This window comes from Methylosinus sp., assembly GCF_036560965.1.
Lineage (GTDB): Bacteria > Pseudomonadota > Alphaproteobacteria > Rhizobiales > Beijerinckiaceae > Methylosinus.
The window spans coordinates 92,185-108,036 of record NZ_DATBQF010000059.1; the positions used below are offsets into that span (position 1 = coordinate 92,185).

Here is a 15,852-nt window from a genome sequence, read left to right on the forward strand (position 1 = left end):
CGCGGCCTCGCCCGCGACCATCGATCCGCCACGCTCTTTGTGTTCAACGACGGCGCATGAGGCGCGGGCGGCTGGCCCGAGCCCAGAGATCGGAAACCGACCCGATATGATCTCCCGCCCTTTCCGCCTCCGTCTCGCTTTGTCCGGAGCCGCGGTCCTCGCCGGTCTCGGCGTGGCCTCGGCCGATCCCATTCGCAATCCGACGGCCGTTTTCGCCGGTCTCGACAAGACGACCGGCCGAATCATCAATTTCGACGTCGCGATCGACGAGACCGTGCAATTCGGCTCGCTGCAGGTGACGCCGCGCGTCTGCAACACCCGGCCGCAGACCGAGGCCCCGCAGACGACGAGCTTCGTCGAGGTCGACGAGCAGGACACCGGGAAGAACGACGCCAAGCGCATTTTCTCCGGCTGGATGTTCGCGGCGAGTCCCGGCCTGCATGGCGTCGAGCATCCGGTCTATGACGTCTGGCTGGTCGATTGCCACGGCGGCAAGGAGATCGTTCAGGCGCCGGCCGATCCTGCCGCTGCGGCGGCAGGCGCTCCCGCTGCTCCGCCCGAGAAGAAGCGCTCGCGCTCCCGCAAGGTAGAGCCGGTCGCGCCCGTGCCGGTGGAGGCCGCGCCGATCGGCCCGCGCGATTCGGTCCCTCCCGAGGCCGCCAAGGCGCCGGACGCGGCCGAGCCCGCCGCTGCGCCCCCTGTCGAAAAACCCAAGAAAAAGAAAAAGAAGCAGCCGTCTCAGCCGGCTCCGGCCGCCGCTACGCCTTCCTCGCCATTTCCGTTTTGAGCTCCGGCTCGGGACGCAGGATCGCGACGATCTCGCGGCCGGGGACGGGCGCATTATCCGGCCAGGCCGCAAATCGCGCCGGGACGGTGAGCGCCTCCTCCAGCAGGCCGTGATAGGCGTCGCGGCCGATCTCGACCGCGCCCAGCGAGGCGAGATGCGTCGTCATGAATTGCGTGTCGAGCAGGCGGAAGCCGCCTTTGACGAGCCGCGCGACGAGATGCGCCAGCGCCACTTTGGAGGCGTCGGTCTCGCGATGGAACATGCTCTCGCCGAAAAAAGCCGCCCGCATCGAGACGCCATAGAGGCCGCCGACGAGCCGGCCCTCCCGCCAGCACTCGACCGTATGGGCGAAGCCCATGTCGAACAGCTCGCGATATAAGCGCTTGATCTCTATGTTGATCCAGGTGTTCTCGCGCTTGGGCGCCGAGGCGGCGCACGCCTCGATGACAGCGTCGAAATCCGTATCGACCCTGACCTCGAAATGATCCGAGCGAATGGTTTTGGCGAGCGATCGCGAGACCTTGAAGGCGTCGAGCGGGAAAATCGCGCGCTCTTGTGGGTCGACCCAGAAGAGCTGCTCCTCTTCGGCGCTCTCGGCCATCGGAAAAAGGCCGATCGAATAGGCGCGCAGCAGGATCTGCGGCGTGATGGCGTAATCTGCGGAGGAGGGGCGTGACATTTCGCAGATTGTAGCGCAATGCGCGCCAGAATCGAGTGCGTTCGACGCCTAGGCCGAATGTCGAAGCGCATCGGAAGCGGCGACGCCGGGCCGGCCCTCTCCCTCACCCTCCCCGCGCTCTGCGGGAGAGAGGGGGGCGACGTTACGCGAGCCTCCGATGCAGCGCGGAGTCCGCTCCCTCTCCCGCCTCGCGGGAGTCGGGGAGGGGGCGTCCGGCCCCCTCGCTGTTTCGTTCAGCCTTCGCCGATCACCTCGAGGAAGCTGTGCGCGTCCTCCTTGCGCTCGAACACATGTGGCGCGATGCCCCGCTTGTTCAGCGCTTCCTTCAGCTTCAGCCGCAGAAAGGCGCTGGTCGTGTAGCGCGTCGTCGTCACATAATAATTCTCGAGCATGTATTGGATCATCTCCGCATAATAATCATAGAGATGCTCGCTGATGCGGAAATTGTCGAGATTGACGACCTGATTGACGCGCTTGCCGATCGTCTGGCAGGCGTCGATCAGCATCTTGCGCAGATCGTCGATGTCGCGCTTCGAGCGAGCGCTCCAGCCCTCGAGATTGAGGAATTGGATATTGCGGTCGGCGTCATAGCTCACGCGATCCTGCAGATCGAGGTTGAGCAGATCGGAGATCAATCCCATCGGCTCGTCGACGAAGATGCGCTTGTCCATCAGGATCGGATGCTTGACGATGGGCTTGAAGTCCATATGCGGAAGAATATCCCGCTCTATGTCTATGCCCGGCGCGACCTCGATCAGCTCGAGACCGTCCTTCGTCAGCTGGAAAACGCAACGCTCGGTGACATAGATCACCGGCTGCTCGCGCTTTTGCGCATATTTGCCGCTGAAGGTCACTTGCTCGACGAACTTCAGAAACTTCCGCGCGCGGCCCTCTTTGAGAATTTTCACCTCGCCGTTCTCGATCGCGACGTCGAGGCCGCCGGCCGTGAATGTGCCCGCGAAGACGACGCTGCGGGCGTTCTGGCTGATGTTGATGAAGCCGCCGCAGCCGTTGAGGCGTCCGCCGAAGCGGCTGGTGTTCACATTGCCCTGCTCGTCGCATTCGGCCATGCCGAGGCAGGTCATGTCGAGGCCGCCGCCGTCGTAGAAGTCGAATTGCGTGTTTTGATCGATGATCGAATCGGCGTTGGTGGCGGAGCCGAAGGAGGAGCCGGAGGCGAGCACGCCGCCGATGGCGCCGGCTTCTGTCGTCAGCGTGATGAAGGGCGTGAGCTTCTCTTCATTGGCGACGGCGGCGATGCCCTCCGGCGCGCCGACGCCGAGATTGACGACGCCATTGGGCGGCAGCTCGAAGGCGGCGCGGCGCGCGATGATCTTGCGCGCGTCGAGCGTCATTTTCGCCATGCTCTCGACCGGCACGCGAATCTCGCCCGCCAGCGCCGGATTATAGATGACGCCGTAATTCATGCGGTGCATCTCGGGCTGGTCGGCGACGACGACGCAATCGACCAGAATGCCGGGAACCTTCACATCCTTCGGGCGGATCGAGCCGGCCTCGACGATGCGCTCGACTTGCGCGATGACGATGCCGCCATTGTTGTGCGCGGCCATCGCCTGGGCGAGCACGTCCAGCGTCAGCGCCTCCTTCTCCATGCTGATATTGCCGGAAGGGTCGGCGCTGGTGCCGCGGATGAAGGCCACGTCGATCTTCGTCGCCGTGTAGAACAGCCACTCTTCCTCGTCGATGACGACATGCTTGACGATCTCTTCGGTCGTCACGTCATTGACGCGGCCGCCGCCGAAGCGCGGATCGACATAAGTATAGAGGCCGACCTTGGAGAAGAGGCCGGGCTGGCCGGCGGCGCAGGCGCGATAGAGCTGGGAAATCACGCCCTGCGGAAGATTGTAGCCGAGAATCTTATTCTCGGCGGCGGCCTGGGCGACCTTGGGCATGCGGCCGAAATTGCCGGCGATGACCCGGCGCAGCAGGCCTTCATGATGCAGACGGCCGGTGCCGAGCCCTTTGCTGTCGCCGGCGCCGGCGGTCATGATGAGGGTGAGGCCGCGCGGACCGCTGGTCTCGACGAAGCGCTTCTCCAGCGCAGCGTGCAGCGCCTCGGGAATGCAGCTCTGAACGAAGCCGGTGGTGGTCAGAACGTCATTTTCGCTGATGAGGGCAATCGCTTCGTCGGCTGTAATGACCTTGTTGTTCTTGTTGTTCATTTCCCTCTGGTGTCCTCCCCGCCGCCCGGCAAAGCGAAGGCCTCGGGCGCTTGTCCTTCCCGCGTCCCGCCATGCATGGGCGCCGGGTTTCGAACCGCCGGCGACACTAGAGTTTGCGGCAGGGTTTCGCAATAGCGCCAGGAAATCGCCGCAGTCGAGCGAGCGTGCGAATGGCCTCAGCGGGCTGCGGCTCGGCGTCGCAGCGACGCGCGCGCTGCGGCGCCCGAAGACCCATAAATGAATATTTATCTTATAGACTTTAGCGATTATGCTGTGGCCATGGTCGGCGGGGCGCGGCCGCACTATGAGATTTCTCGACGGCGTCGATAGAGCAAACCATGAACAAGCTCAGATTTCTCCTCTTGGGCGCCGCAGCGGCGCTCGTCATCGGCCAGACCTCCGGCATCGGCGCCGAGACCGAGAAGAGTTTCGTCTATACGGCTGCGGACGAGGTCCAATTCAAGAGCCCGCTCGGGATCGGCCCGGCGCAGGCGGTGCTGTCCGGCGATCCGTCGAAGCCCGGCGTCTATGTCGTGCGCGTGCGCTTCCCGCCCGGTCACCATTCCAATCCGCATTTTCATTCGCGCGATCGCCATGCGGTGGTGGTCGAGGGCGTCTGGTGGAACGGCGTCGGCGACGTGCTGGATTTCAAAAAGGCGCGGCCGGTGACGGCCGGCTCCTATGTGCTGCATCCGGCCGGCGGCGTGCACTGGGACGGCGCCGGCGATGAGGAGGTCGTCATCCAGATCACTGGCGAAGGGCCGGTGGAGACGGTGCAGGTCGGGGCGCCGGGCGCGCCGCAGGGCTATTGGCCGAAGCCGAAGTGAGCGCGCGTTCGCTCCGATAGGGCGGCGACGGTGCGCGGCTCCATCGCCGCCATCGCATTGGCCGCCGCGTCGGAGAGCGCCGAGACGCCGGTCAGCAGCGCCAGGGCGAGGGCGATCGAGATTGCGACGCGTTGCGGGGCGGAGAGCGCTTCTTCTTCGTCCGACCGGCGCGAGACGACGATGAGATGCGGAGCGAGACCGCGGCGCTCGCGCAGTGTCTGTCCGCTCTCATGGCGGATGTCGGACCGCAGCACAAAAAGCCTGGCTCTGAGCGCGTCACGCCGGCGGTCATGCATGGCGGCGCGCTCTCTCCGCGTGCCTGCGACGATCGGATCGGAAACGGGCCATGTCGCGATCATGCTCCTCGAGCGATAGCTTCTTACGCCACTGGGCGGGACAGAGTCACGCCGGCTCCGCAACTCTTTCGCGCACTTCGACCAGCGAGTCCTGCTCGCGCTGGCGCAGAGCGTCGATGATCGCCGGCGGGTCGCGCTCCTCCGGGACCGCGCAGAGGCGGACCCGCGCGAGCCAGGCGCCGAGGCGCGGGGAGGCGCTCGCGAGCGCGAAAGGAAAGGCCGCCAGATAGCCGAAGGTCAAGGGCGCCGACCATAGCGCGAGCCGCGGCGACGCGATTGTGGCGAGAGCGAGCGCGGCGGCGCCGAAGACGAATTGCGGCCACAGCGCGCGCGCCGTCTCCCAGGCGTCGAGACGATGCGCGTCACGCGTCTGCGCGTTCCAGGCGGCGCCATTGTCGAAAGGCAGGCGCAGCAGGAACACGGTGACGGCGAAAGTCGTGACCGGGCCGATGACGAAGGAGGCCGCGATCTCGAGTCCAGCGCCGATCAGGTAGCGCGCCGCGCCGCCATAACGCGCGAGGCCGCCCGGCGTCAGCGCGACATCGGCGTAGCCGGCGAGCTTGGGCGCGAGATAGAAGCCGAGAAAGAGAAGATAGAGCGTCGCCGCCGAGGCGGACGGAAATGTCGAGACGTCCTGCACGAGCGGCAGCAGCGCGCCGAGCAGAATGATCGCTGTCCAGGCCGGCGCGCCGATGAACATGCTGATCGCCCAGACGAGCTGAAAGCGGCTCATCGGCAAAAGCCCCGGCAGAAAGAGCAGCTCGACATATTGCATGTTGCCGCGGCACCAGCGCAGATCGCGGCGCATGAATTCGAGCAGCGTCGGCGGATTTTCCTCATAGCTGCCGCTTTCGACCGGCAGCACGCGCACCTCATAGCCCGCGCGTCGCATCAGCGCCGCCTCGATCTGGTCATGCGAGAGAATATGGCGCCCGCCGGAGAGGCGCGGCAGATCGCAATGCTGCGCGAAAGGCGCGATTCGCACCAGCGCATTATGGCCCCAGAAGGGGCCGCAATCGGCGCCCCACCAGGCCGCGCCCATCGTGTAGCTGCGCATCCCCGCGCGCATGCCGAATTGGAAGACGCGCGCGAAGGCCGAGCGTGACGGCGCGCCCACCACGAGGCTCTGTATCATGCCGATGCGCGGATAGGCCTCGCCGATGCGCACGAGCCGTAAAATCGTCTCGCCATCCATCAGACTGTCGGCGTCGAGCGGAATCATGAATTCGAAAGCGCCGCCGAAGCGCTCGCAGAAGTCGCGAATATTGCCGGCCTTGTAGCCGATATTGTCGGAGCGTCGGCGATAATGGAGGCGCGGGGCGTCCGCGCCTTCCTCCGCGCGCCAGCGGGCGAATTCGCGCTCCTCCTGCGCGGCGATGCGCGCATCGGTCGTATCGCTCAGCACGAACCAGTCGAAGCGGGCGCCGTCGCCGGTGGCGTCGAGATCGGCCTTCATGACGGCGAGCCGCGTCAGCGCGCGGGCGGGGTCCTCGTCGCGGATGGTCAGCGCGATCGCCGTTTGCGCGCCGAGCCGCCGCCGCGTCTCCCCGGCGCGGGCGAAAGGCGCGACGCTGTCGAGCGGGCGGCGATGACAATGCAGCAGCCAGAAGCCGAGCGCCGCATTGCAGACGCCGAGCACGCTCCAGGGCGCGGCGATGGCGAAGGCTGCGAGAATCGCGGCGTCGATGACGCTCCACCCGTCTTGCCCCAGAATATCGGCGAGCCAGATCAGCAGAGCGACATAGACGGCGGCGTTGATCGCGGCGACCAGCAGGCGTCGCCGGAAGAGGTCGGCGCGGCTCTGGAGACCGGCGGGGGCGGCGGCGGACATTCGCGTCGTTGTTTCCTATGCGAGGCGCAGGAAAATCGGCTGGCGCGCATCGCCGCCGTGCTCTAGCAATATGCGCGAAGCACGAGGTTTGTAAATTGGGCGAGCCACACAAATCCTATTTTCTTGGTATGAAAGAGGCGAGCGCTTTATGGATCGAGGCGCCGCGGGCGGCGGCGCTGCGCCCGTCCCCGCTCGCGCCGCCGGGGCCGGAGGAGGCGCTGGTCCGGACGCTCTGGAGCGCCGTCAGCCGCGGCACCGAGCGGCTCGTCTTCGAGGGCCGGGCGCCGCGCTCGCAATGGGAGCGCATGCGCGCGCCGTTTCAGGAGGGGTCTTTCGCCTTTCCGGTGAAATATGGCTATTGCGCCGTCGGCTGCGTCGAGGAGGGGCCGGCCGATCTCATTGGTCGCACGGTGTTCTGCCTCTATCCGCATCAGGATCGTTTCATCGCGCCCGTCGGCATGGTGCGGCCCGTGCCAGCATCGACGCCGGCGCGCCGCGCCGCGCTCGCCGCCAATATGGAGACGGCGCTGAACGGCCTCTGGGATGGGGGCGCGGGGCCCGGTGACCGCATCGCGATCATCGGCGCCGGCGTCGTCGGCCTGCTCGTCGCCGCGCTGGCCGCGAGCCTGCCGGGCGCCGAAGTGCTGATCCACGATCGCGAGGCGTCCCGCGCGGATATAGCGGAGACGCTGGGCGCGCGCTTCGTCGGCGCGGAGGCGCTGGAAGGGTTCGGCGCCGATGTCGTGTTTCACGCCAGCGCCTCCTCGGAAGGGCTGGCGCTGTCGCTCGCCGCCGCGGGGCCGGAGGCGGCGATCGTCGAATTGAGCTGGTATGGCGAGGGGCCGGTGGCGGCGCCGCTTGGCGGCGCGTTTCATGCCGATCGCCTGCGGCTGATCTCGTCGCAGGTCGGGCAGGTGGCGCCCTCGCGGCGACCGCGCTGGAGCTATGCGCGCCGGCTCGACAAGGCGCTCGAGCTGCTCGCCGATCCGCGCCTCGACGCCCTCATCACCGAGGAAATTCCCTTCGCCGACGCGCCGGGCGAGATCGCCCGCATCCTCGCGCCCGGGGCGAAAGGCCTCGCGACACTGTTTCGCTATTGAACGGAGAGCAAGAAAATGTACGCCGTAGAAGTCCGCGACCACATCATGATCGCCCATAGTTTCAAGGGCGAGCTGTTCGGCCCGGCGCAGCGCCTGCACGGCGCGACTTTCGTCGTCGACGTCGCCTTTTTCCGCGAGACGCTGACCGTCGACGAAGTCGTCGTCGACATCGGCCGCGCCCATGACGCGTTGAAGGCGACGCTGGCGCCGCTGAACTATCAAAACCTCGATGAGATCGAAGCATTCAAAGGCCGGCAGACGACGACCGAATTCCTCTCGCGGCATATTTTCGACGCGATGGCCGGCGCCGCCCGCTCGGGCGCGCTGGGGCCGGGCGGCGAGGGGATTTCGCGCATTCGCGTGACGCTGCACGAATCCCATGTCGCCCGCGCCTGGTTCGAGGGCCCGGTGTGAGGCGAATCGTCTTCGCCATTCCCGGAGACATAGAAGCGAGAACCGGCGGCTATGGCTATGACCGCCGCGTTCTGGCGGAATTCGCCGGGCAGGGCGTCGCGGCGGTCCATCTGGCGCTGCCGCGGGGCTTTCCCCATCCGACAGCGGCCGATGACGCCGCCGTCGGCGATATTTTCGACCGCACAGTGACGGCGGATGACGTCGCGCTCGTCGACGGCCTAGCCTATGGCGCGCTCGCCGAAACGACGATCGCAGCGATCCGCGCGCCCATCGTCGCGCTCTGCCACCATCCGCTCTGCCTCGAGGCGGGTCTTTCTCCCGCCCGCGCGGGCGGGCTGCGCGAGAGCGAGCGTCGGGCGCTGGCGCTCGCCGCCCATGTGATCGCCACCAGCGCGCATACGGGCGAGACGCTCGTCCGCGACTTCGGCCTGCCGCGGCGTAAGCTGACCATCGCCCCGCCGGGGACCGATCCGGCGCCGCGGGCCTCGGGCGCCGGCGGCGCGCCGGCGCTTCTCGCGGTCGGCTCGATCATTCCGCGCAAGGCCTTCGATCTGCTGGTCGAGGCGCTCGCCGGCCTCGCCGATCTCGACTGGCGCCTCGCCATAGTGGGCGGGACCGGCCATGCGCCGCAGACCGTCGCCGATCTCGTCCGGCTCATCGAGGCGAAAGGTCTCGGCGGGCGGATCGCGCTGCTCGGCGAGCTTTCGGGCGAGGCGCTCGAGGCGGCCTATCGAAGCGCCGATGTCTTCGTTTCGTCCTCGCTCCACGAGGGCTATGGAATGGCGCTCGCCGAAGCGCTCGCCCACGGCTTGCCGATCGTCGCTACGACAGGCGGCGCGGCGGGCGAGACGATCCCCGATTCCACGGCGCTGAAAGTCCCGCCGGGCAAAATCGAAGCGCTGCGCAACGCCTTGCGCGAGATCATCGTGGATTCGGCTCTGCGGACGCGGCTGGCGGAGGCCTCCTGGCTTGCGGGGCAGGCGTTGCCGCGCTGGGACGAGACCGCTCGCATCATCGCCAATGTCTCGAAAGCGCACACATGAGTGGTTTTTCCGCCGAATGGCTCGATCTGCGCGAAGGCGCCGATCACGCCGCGCGCAACGCCGCCCTGCGTGACCAGGCGGCCAGCGCCTGCGCGGATCGCGACTCTCTGACGATCGTCGATCTCGCCTGCGGCTCCGGCTCCAATCTGCGCGGCCTCGCGGAATATTTGCCGGCGCGCCAGAAATGGCTCCTCGTCGATCATGATCCCGCGCTGCTCGCCGCCGCGAGCGTGCGCCTCGCCGCCTGGGCGGACGCCGCGAAGGAGGGCGGGACGCTCCTCCTCGCCAAGGGCGCGCGGCGCATCGAGGTGGAGTTCCGGACGGCCGATCTCTCCTCGGGCGCGGCGGCGGCGCTCGAAGGCGAGATCGACTTCGTGACCTCGTCGGCTTTTTTCGATCTCGTCTCGGCGCCGTGGCTGGAGGGCTTCGCGGAGCAGATCGCGGCGCGCCGCCTGCCGCTCTATGCGATTTTGAGCTATTCGGGCGAGGAGCGCTGGACGCCGCCGCACCCCGCGGACGTCGAAATGCTGGCGGCCTTTCATCGCCATCAGGAGCGTGACAAGGGCTTTGGACCCGCCGCCGGCCCGCGCGCCGCGGGGCTGCTGCGCGCCGCGCTCGACGGTCGGGGCTATCGCGTGGAGACGGCGCCGAGTCCTTGGCGGCTCGGGGCAGGGGATCGGGCGCTGATCGCGGCGCTGGCCGAGGGCTCGGCGGCGGCCGTCGCCGAGACGGGGGCGGTTTCCGCGCAAACGATCGAGGATTGGCGCCGCGCCCGCCGGGCGGCGGCGGAATGCGAGATCGGTCATTGGGATCTGCTCGCGCGGCCGATTTAGTCGCGCTCGAGCAAAAAATTACGGACATCGGGACGAAAAGTTCCCGGCGTTCGAGCCGATTCGCGTTCCGATTTACGGCCGTGGCGCCGTCTGTGCTAGAAAATCGCCAGTTCCCAATGGCGTTTCTCGCCGAGCAAATGGCGGGTCACTCTCACCTTTCACCAGGAGCCCAGAATGGCCGCCCCCAATGAAACAATGCTCGCGCTCGTTCTCTCGAAGGACGGGCTGCTTCCCGAGGGGGAGGCGCTCAGCGGCGCGATCCGGCGGCATTTGCCGCAGGCGCAGTCGCCCGAGACGAGCGTCGCCGGCGGCGCGGCCGTGTTCCTGGTCGATGGCGCGATTGCGGCGATCGGCGGCGTCAGCGAGCCGGCGCCGATCGCCAAGGACGATCCCTGCGTCGCCTACGCCTGGCATTGGCCGGAGGCGTGGCCGGCGATCGAAGGTCATGCGGCGCATGTGGTGGTGGCCGCGACCGGCGGCGCCGACGCCAAGAGCCGCGCGCACCTGCTCGGCCGCGCCGTCGCCGCCGTCATCGAGGCGACGCCCGCCGCCTGCGCCGTGCATTTCGCCGGCTCCGATGCGCTGTGGCCCGCCGCGGTCGTCACCGATGTGGTGTCGAAAGGCGGCGACGAGCCGCCGGTTCCCTTCTGCGTCGCCGTCGCGCTCGGCCGCGACCCGGAGGGCGGCGTTTCGGCGATCACCAAAGGGCTCAACGCATTCGGCCTGATGGAGATCGAGACGCGTGGCTACCGCGAGGACCCGCGCGAGCTGAACGGCTTTCTGCTCGATCTCGCGGGCTTTCTGATCGAATCCGGCGATGTGCTGAGCGACGGCGACACCATCGGCCCCGACGCCGACACGAAGATCATCGTGCGGCGAGAGACCTCGGTCGTCGCGCCGGGGCAGAATGTGTATCGGCTGTATTTTCCGACGCAAGGCCACGCTTGATCCGGCCACGCTTGATCCGGCCATGCTTGACGCGCGCGGCGGGGGCGCATGGCCGTCCCCCGCCCGCCGGTTTCGCTATTTTCGCCACGACTCGGGAAACATGCGCCAAGCCGCCTCGTCGCCGGCGATGCGGTGGCGGATGACGCCGGCGATATGCAGCGCGATCAGCGCCAGCACCGCCCAGCCCAGCAGCTCATGGACCTCGAAGAGCTGTTTCGACAGCGGCTCGTCCTTCGGCGCGAGCGTCGGAAGATGGCCGAGCCAGAAGAAGCTCGGCCCGAGCCCATAGGCCGACAAAGCCAGCCAGCCGACGATCGGCGTCGCGAGCAGTAGCAGATAGAGCGTCCGATGCGTCGCTTTCGCGACGAGACGCTGGATCGGCGTGAGACCCTCGCTCATCCCCGGCCGCCGACGCAGCCGCACGGCGAGGCGCGGAAGCATCAGCGCCAGCACGATGAGGCCGGCGGATTCGTGCAGCACGAAGAGATTGTCCTGCAACGGCCCCTCGTGGAGATCGGCCATCACAATGCCGATCGGCAATGAAATCAGCACCAGCGCGCCAATGATCCAATGCAGCGCCTTGGCGAGGGGCGAATAGGTCTGTCGCTCGGTCATGCGATTCCTCCGGCTGGCCGCGGCGGCGCAATGATCGCCCACAGGTCGCGAATGCGCAATCGACGGCGGCGCTGCGCCGAGCGCCGAGCGGTCGATTCATCGTCGGGATTCATGCGTCTCGGCGCCCCGCGGCCCCTCCGCGGCGGCGGCGTCCCGGGAGATGCTGTCGGCGAGCGAGCGATACATTGGACCATAAATATTTTTGATATTTTCCAAGGTGTTGACGTAAAACTGTCACATGCAGGCTCTGCCACTTTTTTATCGCGATAAAAACGTTGTAAAATATCTATATATTTTATCGCGTCGGGCCATCGGCCGCTGCTTGCTCTGCATAATCTGACGTCATTGGCGTCGATGCGCGCGGAGTCGAATTCGAGCGGAATATGCGATTCAAATCAAATCCATCGTATATATGCTCGAGAAGCGCCGCGACGCCGTTGCGCTCGCCCGTCGTCGCGGCGGCGGCCGGCGGAGGATCGTGGGGAGGGCGCGTCCCATGGTTTGGCGCGGCGGCGTTTTTCCCTTATGTCCGTGGCAACCGAGGTTCGCCCTTTAGGAGATGCGATGTTTCCGACCCCCGTTTCCGATCTCGCCCCGAACACCTACGCCTATGAGACGACGCCGCTCGTGAAGCCGACGGGCTTTCGCGAATATGACGCGCGCTGGCTGTTCGAGAAGGAGCTCAACCTCATGGGGGTGCAGGCGCTGGGCCTCGGTCTCGGCACGCTGCTTCATGAGATGGGCGTGCCGCTGGAGCTCGCCACGGGCCATGACTATCGCGCCTATTCGGCCTCCATCAAGCTGGCGCTGATCTCCGGCCTGATGGCGGCGGGCGTGCGCGTGCACGATATCGGCCTCGCGCTCTCGCCCATGGCCTATTTCGCGCAATTCGCGCTGGATGTGCCCGCTGTCGCCATGGTCACCGCGTCGCATAATGACAATGGCTGGACCGGCGTGAAGATGGGCGCGCAGCGTCCTGTCACTTTCGGTCCCGTCGAGATGACGCGCCTCAAGGAGATCGTGCTCGCCGGCGCCTTCCGCTCGGCGGACGGCGGCTCCTATCGCTATGTCGAGAATTTCGGCGCCCGTTATCTCGACGATCTCGCCTCGGGCGTGACGCTCTCCCGCAAGCTGAAGGTCGTCGCCGCCTGCGGCAATGGCACGGCCGGCGCCTTCGCGCCCCGGCTGCTGGAGCGCATCGGCTGCGAGGTCGTGCCGCTCGACACCGAGCTCGACTATAATTTCCCGCATTACAATCCGAACCCCGAAGACCTCCATATGCTGCACGCCATGGCCGACAAGGTGCGCGAGAGCGGCGCCGATGTCGGCCTCGGCTTCGACGGCGACGGCGATCGCTGCGGCGTCGTCGACAACACCGGCGAGGAGATTTTCGCCGATAAGATCGGCGTGATGCTGGCGCGCGATCTCTCCAAGCTCCATCCTGGCGCGACCTTCGTCGTCGATGTGAAATCGACGGGATTGTTCGCGACCGATCCGGAGCTGCTCTCGCGCGACGTGAAGGCCGATTATTGGAAGACCGGCCACTCCTATATCAAGCGCCGCGTGACCGAGCTGAAGGCGCTCGCCGGCTTCGAGAAGTCCGGACATTTCTTCTTCAACGCGCCGATCGGCCGCGGCTATGACGACGGCCTGCTGACGGCTGTGCATGTGCTGCAGATGCTCGACCGCAATCCGGGCAAGACCATGTCCGACCTGTATGCGGCGCTGCCCAAGACCTGGGGCTCGCCGACCATGTCGCCGCATTGCGCCGACGAGACGAAATATGGCGTCGTCGACAAGGTCATCGCCCGTTTCCAGAAGATGGAGGCCGACGGCCTTCCCTTCACCGGGCAGGCGATTCGCGATCTCGTCACGGTGAACGGCGTGCGCGTGACGACCGCCGACGGCACTTGGGGCCTGGTGCGCGCCTCGTCCAACAAGCCGGAGCTCGTCGTCGTCGTCGAGAGCCCGGTCTCGGAGGCCCGCATGCGCGAGATGTTCCACGCGGTCGATGCGGTGCTGCGCGAGAATCCGGAAGTCGGCGCCTATAATCAGACGATCTGAGGGCTCACGGCGTCCCGGGCGTGCAATTGGTTCCGCTCGTCATGTAATATTGAACATGGTTGGGGCTGTAGGTGTTGCGCACCGGCGAGTAGCTGGTGCGCGACATCGTCGGCGCCGCCGTCTTCAGCCAGGTGATCGACCGGCTGAAGGAGGGTTGATAGGAATAGATCACATCGGCGACGATGATCGCTCCGATGGTGGGCGTCACGCTCGTCGTCGTCGAGCCGCCGCCGGCGTTGGCCAGCGTCACCGATTTCGCGCTCGTATAGCTCGTCGGCATGGAATTGGGATCGACGGGCGCGACGTCCGCCGCGTTGAGCTTGGCGACATTATTGATCTTGCAGGGCCGCAGCGTGCCGGAATTCTTGGCGATGGTCCAGCTCACGCTCGCCTTGTAGCCGCTGGCCTGCGTCGCATCGGCGGAGATCACGACTTCCGAGATCGTCATTTTGAGATTGGTCGTCGGCAGCGGCGACAGCAGTGTCGTCGCGGCGGAGAAAATCGCCTGGATCGTCGTCTCGTCCATTCCGGCCTGGCCGGAATTGGAGCCGCCGGTCAATTGCTGCGCGGCGAGATCGGAGAGCGTATGCGCGACGAGATCGAGCTTCTGGCTCGCGCGCTGCCCGAGCGCCAGCTCCGCCAGGCCGAGGTAGATGACGAGGACGAGTGGCAGCGTCAGCGCGAATTCGACCGCCGCGAAAGCTCTCTCCTCCGCGAGCATCGCGCGCAGGCCGCGGCGTGGAGCGGCGCTGCGGCTCATGTCGGCTCCACGCGAAAAGCGGCGACGCCGAACAGAAGATGCGTCCAGAGATTATTGTAGGTGACCTCTCCGCCGGTGGTCTTGCCGAGCGTTATGCCCTTCAAGACTCCGCCGGTGAGAATGGCCGTCACGGCGGGCAGCGGATAGACGATGCGCACCACCGCGACATGGCCGGAGGCCGGCATTGTGATCGTCGAGCTCGTCGCGGCGGGATTGAGATAGAAGGCGTTGGACGTCGAGGCGCTCGACCAGCCCGCATTGCTGCCGATGTCGGCGATGTCGACGAGAATCTTCGAGCAATCGAAGGATTTGCTCAGCGTGCCCGCGGCGACGACGCCCGATGCCTGCCATGTGCAGACATATCTGTCGATGAAGTTCTGATAGGTCATATTGCCGAGGCTATGCGTCAGCACGGCGCGGCTCGCGCGCTGCGTGACGACCTGCAGCTGCTGGCTCTTGAAATAGACGATGCCGGTCTCGAAAATCGCTCCGAGCAGTCCGAGCATCGGAACCAGCACCATCGCGAATTCGACCGCGAGCGCCGCGCTGCGATCGCGCCCAAAGCGAAGGACGTTCGCGTCGAGGCGGCGAAGGGGCTGTCGCGACGAAATGTCTTCTCGGCTCATGTCTCGAACCCGTGGCCCGAAAGGGCGTATTGTCGTCGCTCTGCGGTCTCCCATGCGCGACGCGATCGTCACCTCGCGAGACGCCGCGCCGGTCAGCGCTTCGTCGGCGCGGAGGCCCCCTCGTGCTGCTTGACGGACTCGAGAACGCGCGCGGTGTAGTCCTTGTCGTCGGCGAGGTCGATGGCCGGCGCGCAATCGGGCGAGCAAGCATAGGACTCGCGTCGCGGGCCGCGCAGCACGACCAGCTTGTCCATCGGCTGGGTCACGGTGATGATTTCCTCGCCGACCTGATTGCCGGTCGGATCGAGCAGAATGAGATTGGTCGATCCGAAGCTCTTTCCGGTGACCACCATGAGGCGATTGGCCTTCAGCATCGTCACATCGGCGATGAGGGGATTGCCGACGATCAGCGTCTGCGCGCCTTCCGGCATGCGGACGACGCGGGCGCGGTCGATATCCACGAAGACGCCGCGCCTCTCGACGTCACGCGCCGTCGCGCCGCCGGCGGTGATGGTCGCGCCGATAAACAATGCGAGAAATCCATGGAAACGCGTCGAGCGCATCACGCACCTCTAAACAATCCTCGCCTTTGCGAGACTTCGGATCGAAGAAAACCACGTAATAGTGAATCATTGCTGAAAATGCGATGGAGGCGCCGCTCGCGAGCCGAATTTCGTATGTCGATGATGCGATTAACGCGTTTGCAAGAAGTTCTACGTAGGGTCTCGACCTGTCCCGCGAACGAGCTGTTCGAGCGAACCCGCCGGGGCGCAGTCAATAGAGCGA

The 15,852-nt window shown here is 66.3% G+C and carries 16 protein-coding genes; 8 read left to right on the plus strand and 8 right to left on the minus strand.

Annotation, left to right across the window (positions count from 1 at the left end; genetic code table 11):
• Window positions 1-106 precede the first annotated feature (106 nt).
• Window positions 107-787: a DUF2155 domain-containing protein gene (locus tag VIF40_RS15815; protein ID WP_331938471.1), complete on the plus strand. Its 681-nt coding sequence runs from the start codon at window positions 107-109 to the stop codon at window positions 785-787.
• Here VIF40_RS15815 and aat read toward each other — a convergent pair.
• Entirely contained in the window at window positions 759-1,466 is a 708-nt protein-coding gene (gene aat, locus VIF40_RS15820) for a leucyl/phenylalanyl-tRNA--protein transferase (protein WP_331938472.1), read from the minus strand. The genes VIF40_RS15815 and aat overlap by 29 nt on opposite strands.
• A gap of 233 nt (window positions 1,467-1,699) precedes the next feature.
• Window positions 1,700-3,649: an acyl CoA:acetate/3-ketoacid CoA transferase gene (locus VIF40_RS15825; RefSeq protein ID WP_331938473.1), complete on the minus strand. Its 1,950-nt coding sequence runs from the start codon at window positions 3,647-3,649 to the stop codon at window positions 1,700-1,702.
• A gap of 338 nt (window positions 3,650-3,987) precedes the next feature.
• On the opposite strand from VIF40_RS15825, the gene VIF40_RS15830 reads away from it, so the two are divergent.
• Window positions 3,988-4,476, plus strand: coding sequence for a cupin domain-containing protein (locus VIF40_RS15830; protein WP_331938474.1), 489 nt, complete (start codon window positions 3,988-3,990; stop codon window positions 4,474-4,476).
• Here the strand turns inward: VIF40_RS15830 and VIF40_RS15835 are convergent.
• Both VIF40_RS15835 and mdoH read right to left on the minus strand, forming a co-directional pair.
• Window positions 4,455-4,835 (minus strand): hypothetical protein, encoded by a 381-nt coding sequence (locus VIF40_RS15835; protein WP_331938475.1) that lies wholly within the window; start codon window positions 4,833-4,835, stop codon window positions 4,455-4,457. The two genes, VIF40_RS15830 and VIF40_RS15835, sit on opposite strands and share 22 nt — an antisense overlap.
• A gap of 43 nt (window positions 4,836-4,878) precedes the next feature.
• Entirely contained in the window at window positions 4,879-6,663 is a 1,785-nt protein-coding gene (mdoH, locus tag VIF40_RS15840; RefSeq protein WP_331938476.1) for a glucans biosynthesis glucosyltransferase MdoH, read from the minus strand.
• A gap of 128 nt (window positions 6,664-6,791) precedes the next feature.
• On the opposite strand from mdoH, the gene VIF40_RS15845 reads away from it, so the two are divergent.
• The 5 genes from VIF40_RS15845 (at window position 6,792) to VIF40_RS15865 (ending at window position 11,001) form a co-directional block, all read left to right on the plus strand.
• Window positions 6,792-7,763, plus strand: coding sequence for a zinc-binding alcohol dehydrogenase (locus VIF40_RS15845; RefSeq protein ID WP_331938523.1), 972 nt, complete (start codon window positions 6,792-6,794; stop codon window positions 7,761-7,763).
• Window positions 7,764-7,778: 15 nt separating this feature from the next.
• Window positions 7,779-8,177 carry a 6-carboxytetrahydropterin synthase gene (locus tag VIF40_RS15850; RefSeq protein ID WP_331938477.1) on the plus strand — a complete coding sequence of 133 codons (399 nt, stop codon included), beginning with the start codon at window positions 7,779-7,781 and terminating at the stop codon, window positions 8,175-8,177.
• Window positions 8,174-9,220 carry a glycosyltransferase family 4 protein gene (locus VIF40_RS15855; protein WP_331938478.1) on the plus strand — a complete coding sequence of 349 codons (1,047 nt, stop codon included), beginning with the start codon at window positions 8,174-8,176 and terminating at the stop codon, window positions 9,218-9,220. Before VIF40_RS15850 ends, VIF40_RS15855 begins: the two co-directional genes overlap by 4 nt.
• Complete coding sequence (locus VIF40_RS15860; RefSeq protein ID WP_331938479.1) at window positions 9,217-10,053, plus strand: class I SAM-dependent methyltransferase; 837 nt, start codon at window positions 9,217-9,219, stop codon at window positions 10,051-10,053. The genes VIF40_RS15855 and VIF40_RS15860 overlap by 4 nt, the downstream gene beginning before the upstream one ends.
• 174 nt (window positions 10,054-10,227) lie before the next feature.
• Window positions 10,228-11,001, plus strand: coding sequence for a DUF4261 domain-containing protein (locus VIF40_RS15865; RefSeq protein WP_331938480.1), 774 nt, complete (start codon window positions 10,228-10,230; stop codon window positions 10,999-11,001).
• Between the two features lie 75 nt (window positions 11,002-11,076).
• Here the strand turns inward: VIF40_RS15865 and VIF40_RS15870 are convergent, their stop codons facing one another.
• The gene (locus VIF40_RS15870) at window positions 11,077-11,616 is read right to left on the minus strand and encodes a cytochrome b (RefSeq protein ID WP_331938481.1); all 540 of its coding nucleotides are present in this window, start codon (window positions 11,614-11,616) and stop codon (window positions 11,077-11,079) included.
• Window positions 11,617-12,180: 564 nt separating this feature from the next.
• Here VIF40_RS15870 and VIF40_RS15875 point away from each other — a divergent pair.
• Window positions 12,181-13,680 carry a phosphomannomutase/phosphoglucomutase gene (locus VIF40_RS15875; protein ID WP_331938482.1) on the plus strand — a complete coding sequence of 500 codons (1,500 nt, stop codon included), beginning with the start codon at window positions 12,181-12,183 and terminating at the stop codon, window positions 13,678-13,680.
• Window positions 13,681-13,684: 4 nt separating this feature from the next.
• Here the strand turns inward: VIF40_RS15875 and VIF40_RS15880 are convergent, their stop codons facing one another.
• From VIF40_RS15880 to VIF40_RS15890, 3 genes are all read right to left on the minus strand, one after another.
• Window positions 13,685-14,440, minus strand: coding sequence for a TadE/TadG family type IV pilus assembly protein (locus tag VIF40_RS15880; RefSeq protein ID WP_331938483.1), 756 nt, complete (start codon window positions 14,438-14,440; stop codon window positions 13,685-13,687).
• Complete coding sequence (locus VIF40_RS15885; RefSeq protein WP_414684820.1) at window positions 14,437-15,066, minus strand: TadE/TadG family type IV pilus assembly protein; 630 nt, start codon at window positions 15,064-15,066, stop codon at window positions 14,437-14,439. The genes VIF40_RS15880 and VIF40_RS15885 overlap by 4 nt, the downstream gene beginning before the upstream one ends.
• A 92-nt stretch (window positions 15,067-15,158) precedes the next feature.
• Complete coding sequence (locus tag VIF40_RS15890) at window positions 15,159-15,629, minus strand: pilus assembly protein N-terminal domain-containing protein (protein WP_331938485.1); 471 nt, start codon at window positions 15,627-15,629, stop codon at window positions 15,159-15,161.
• Window positions 15,630-15,852 lie beyond the last annotated feature (223 nt).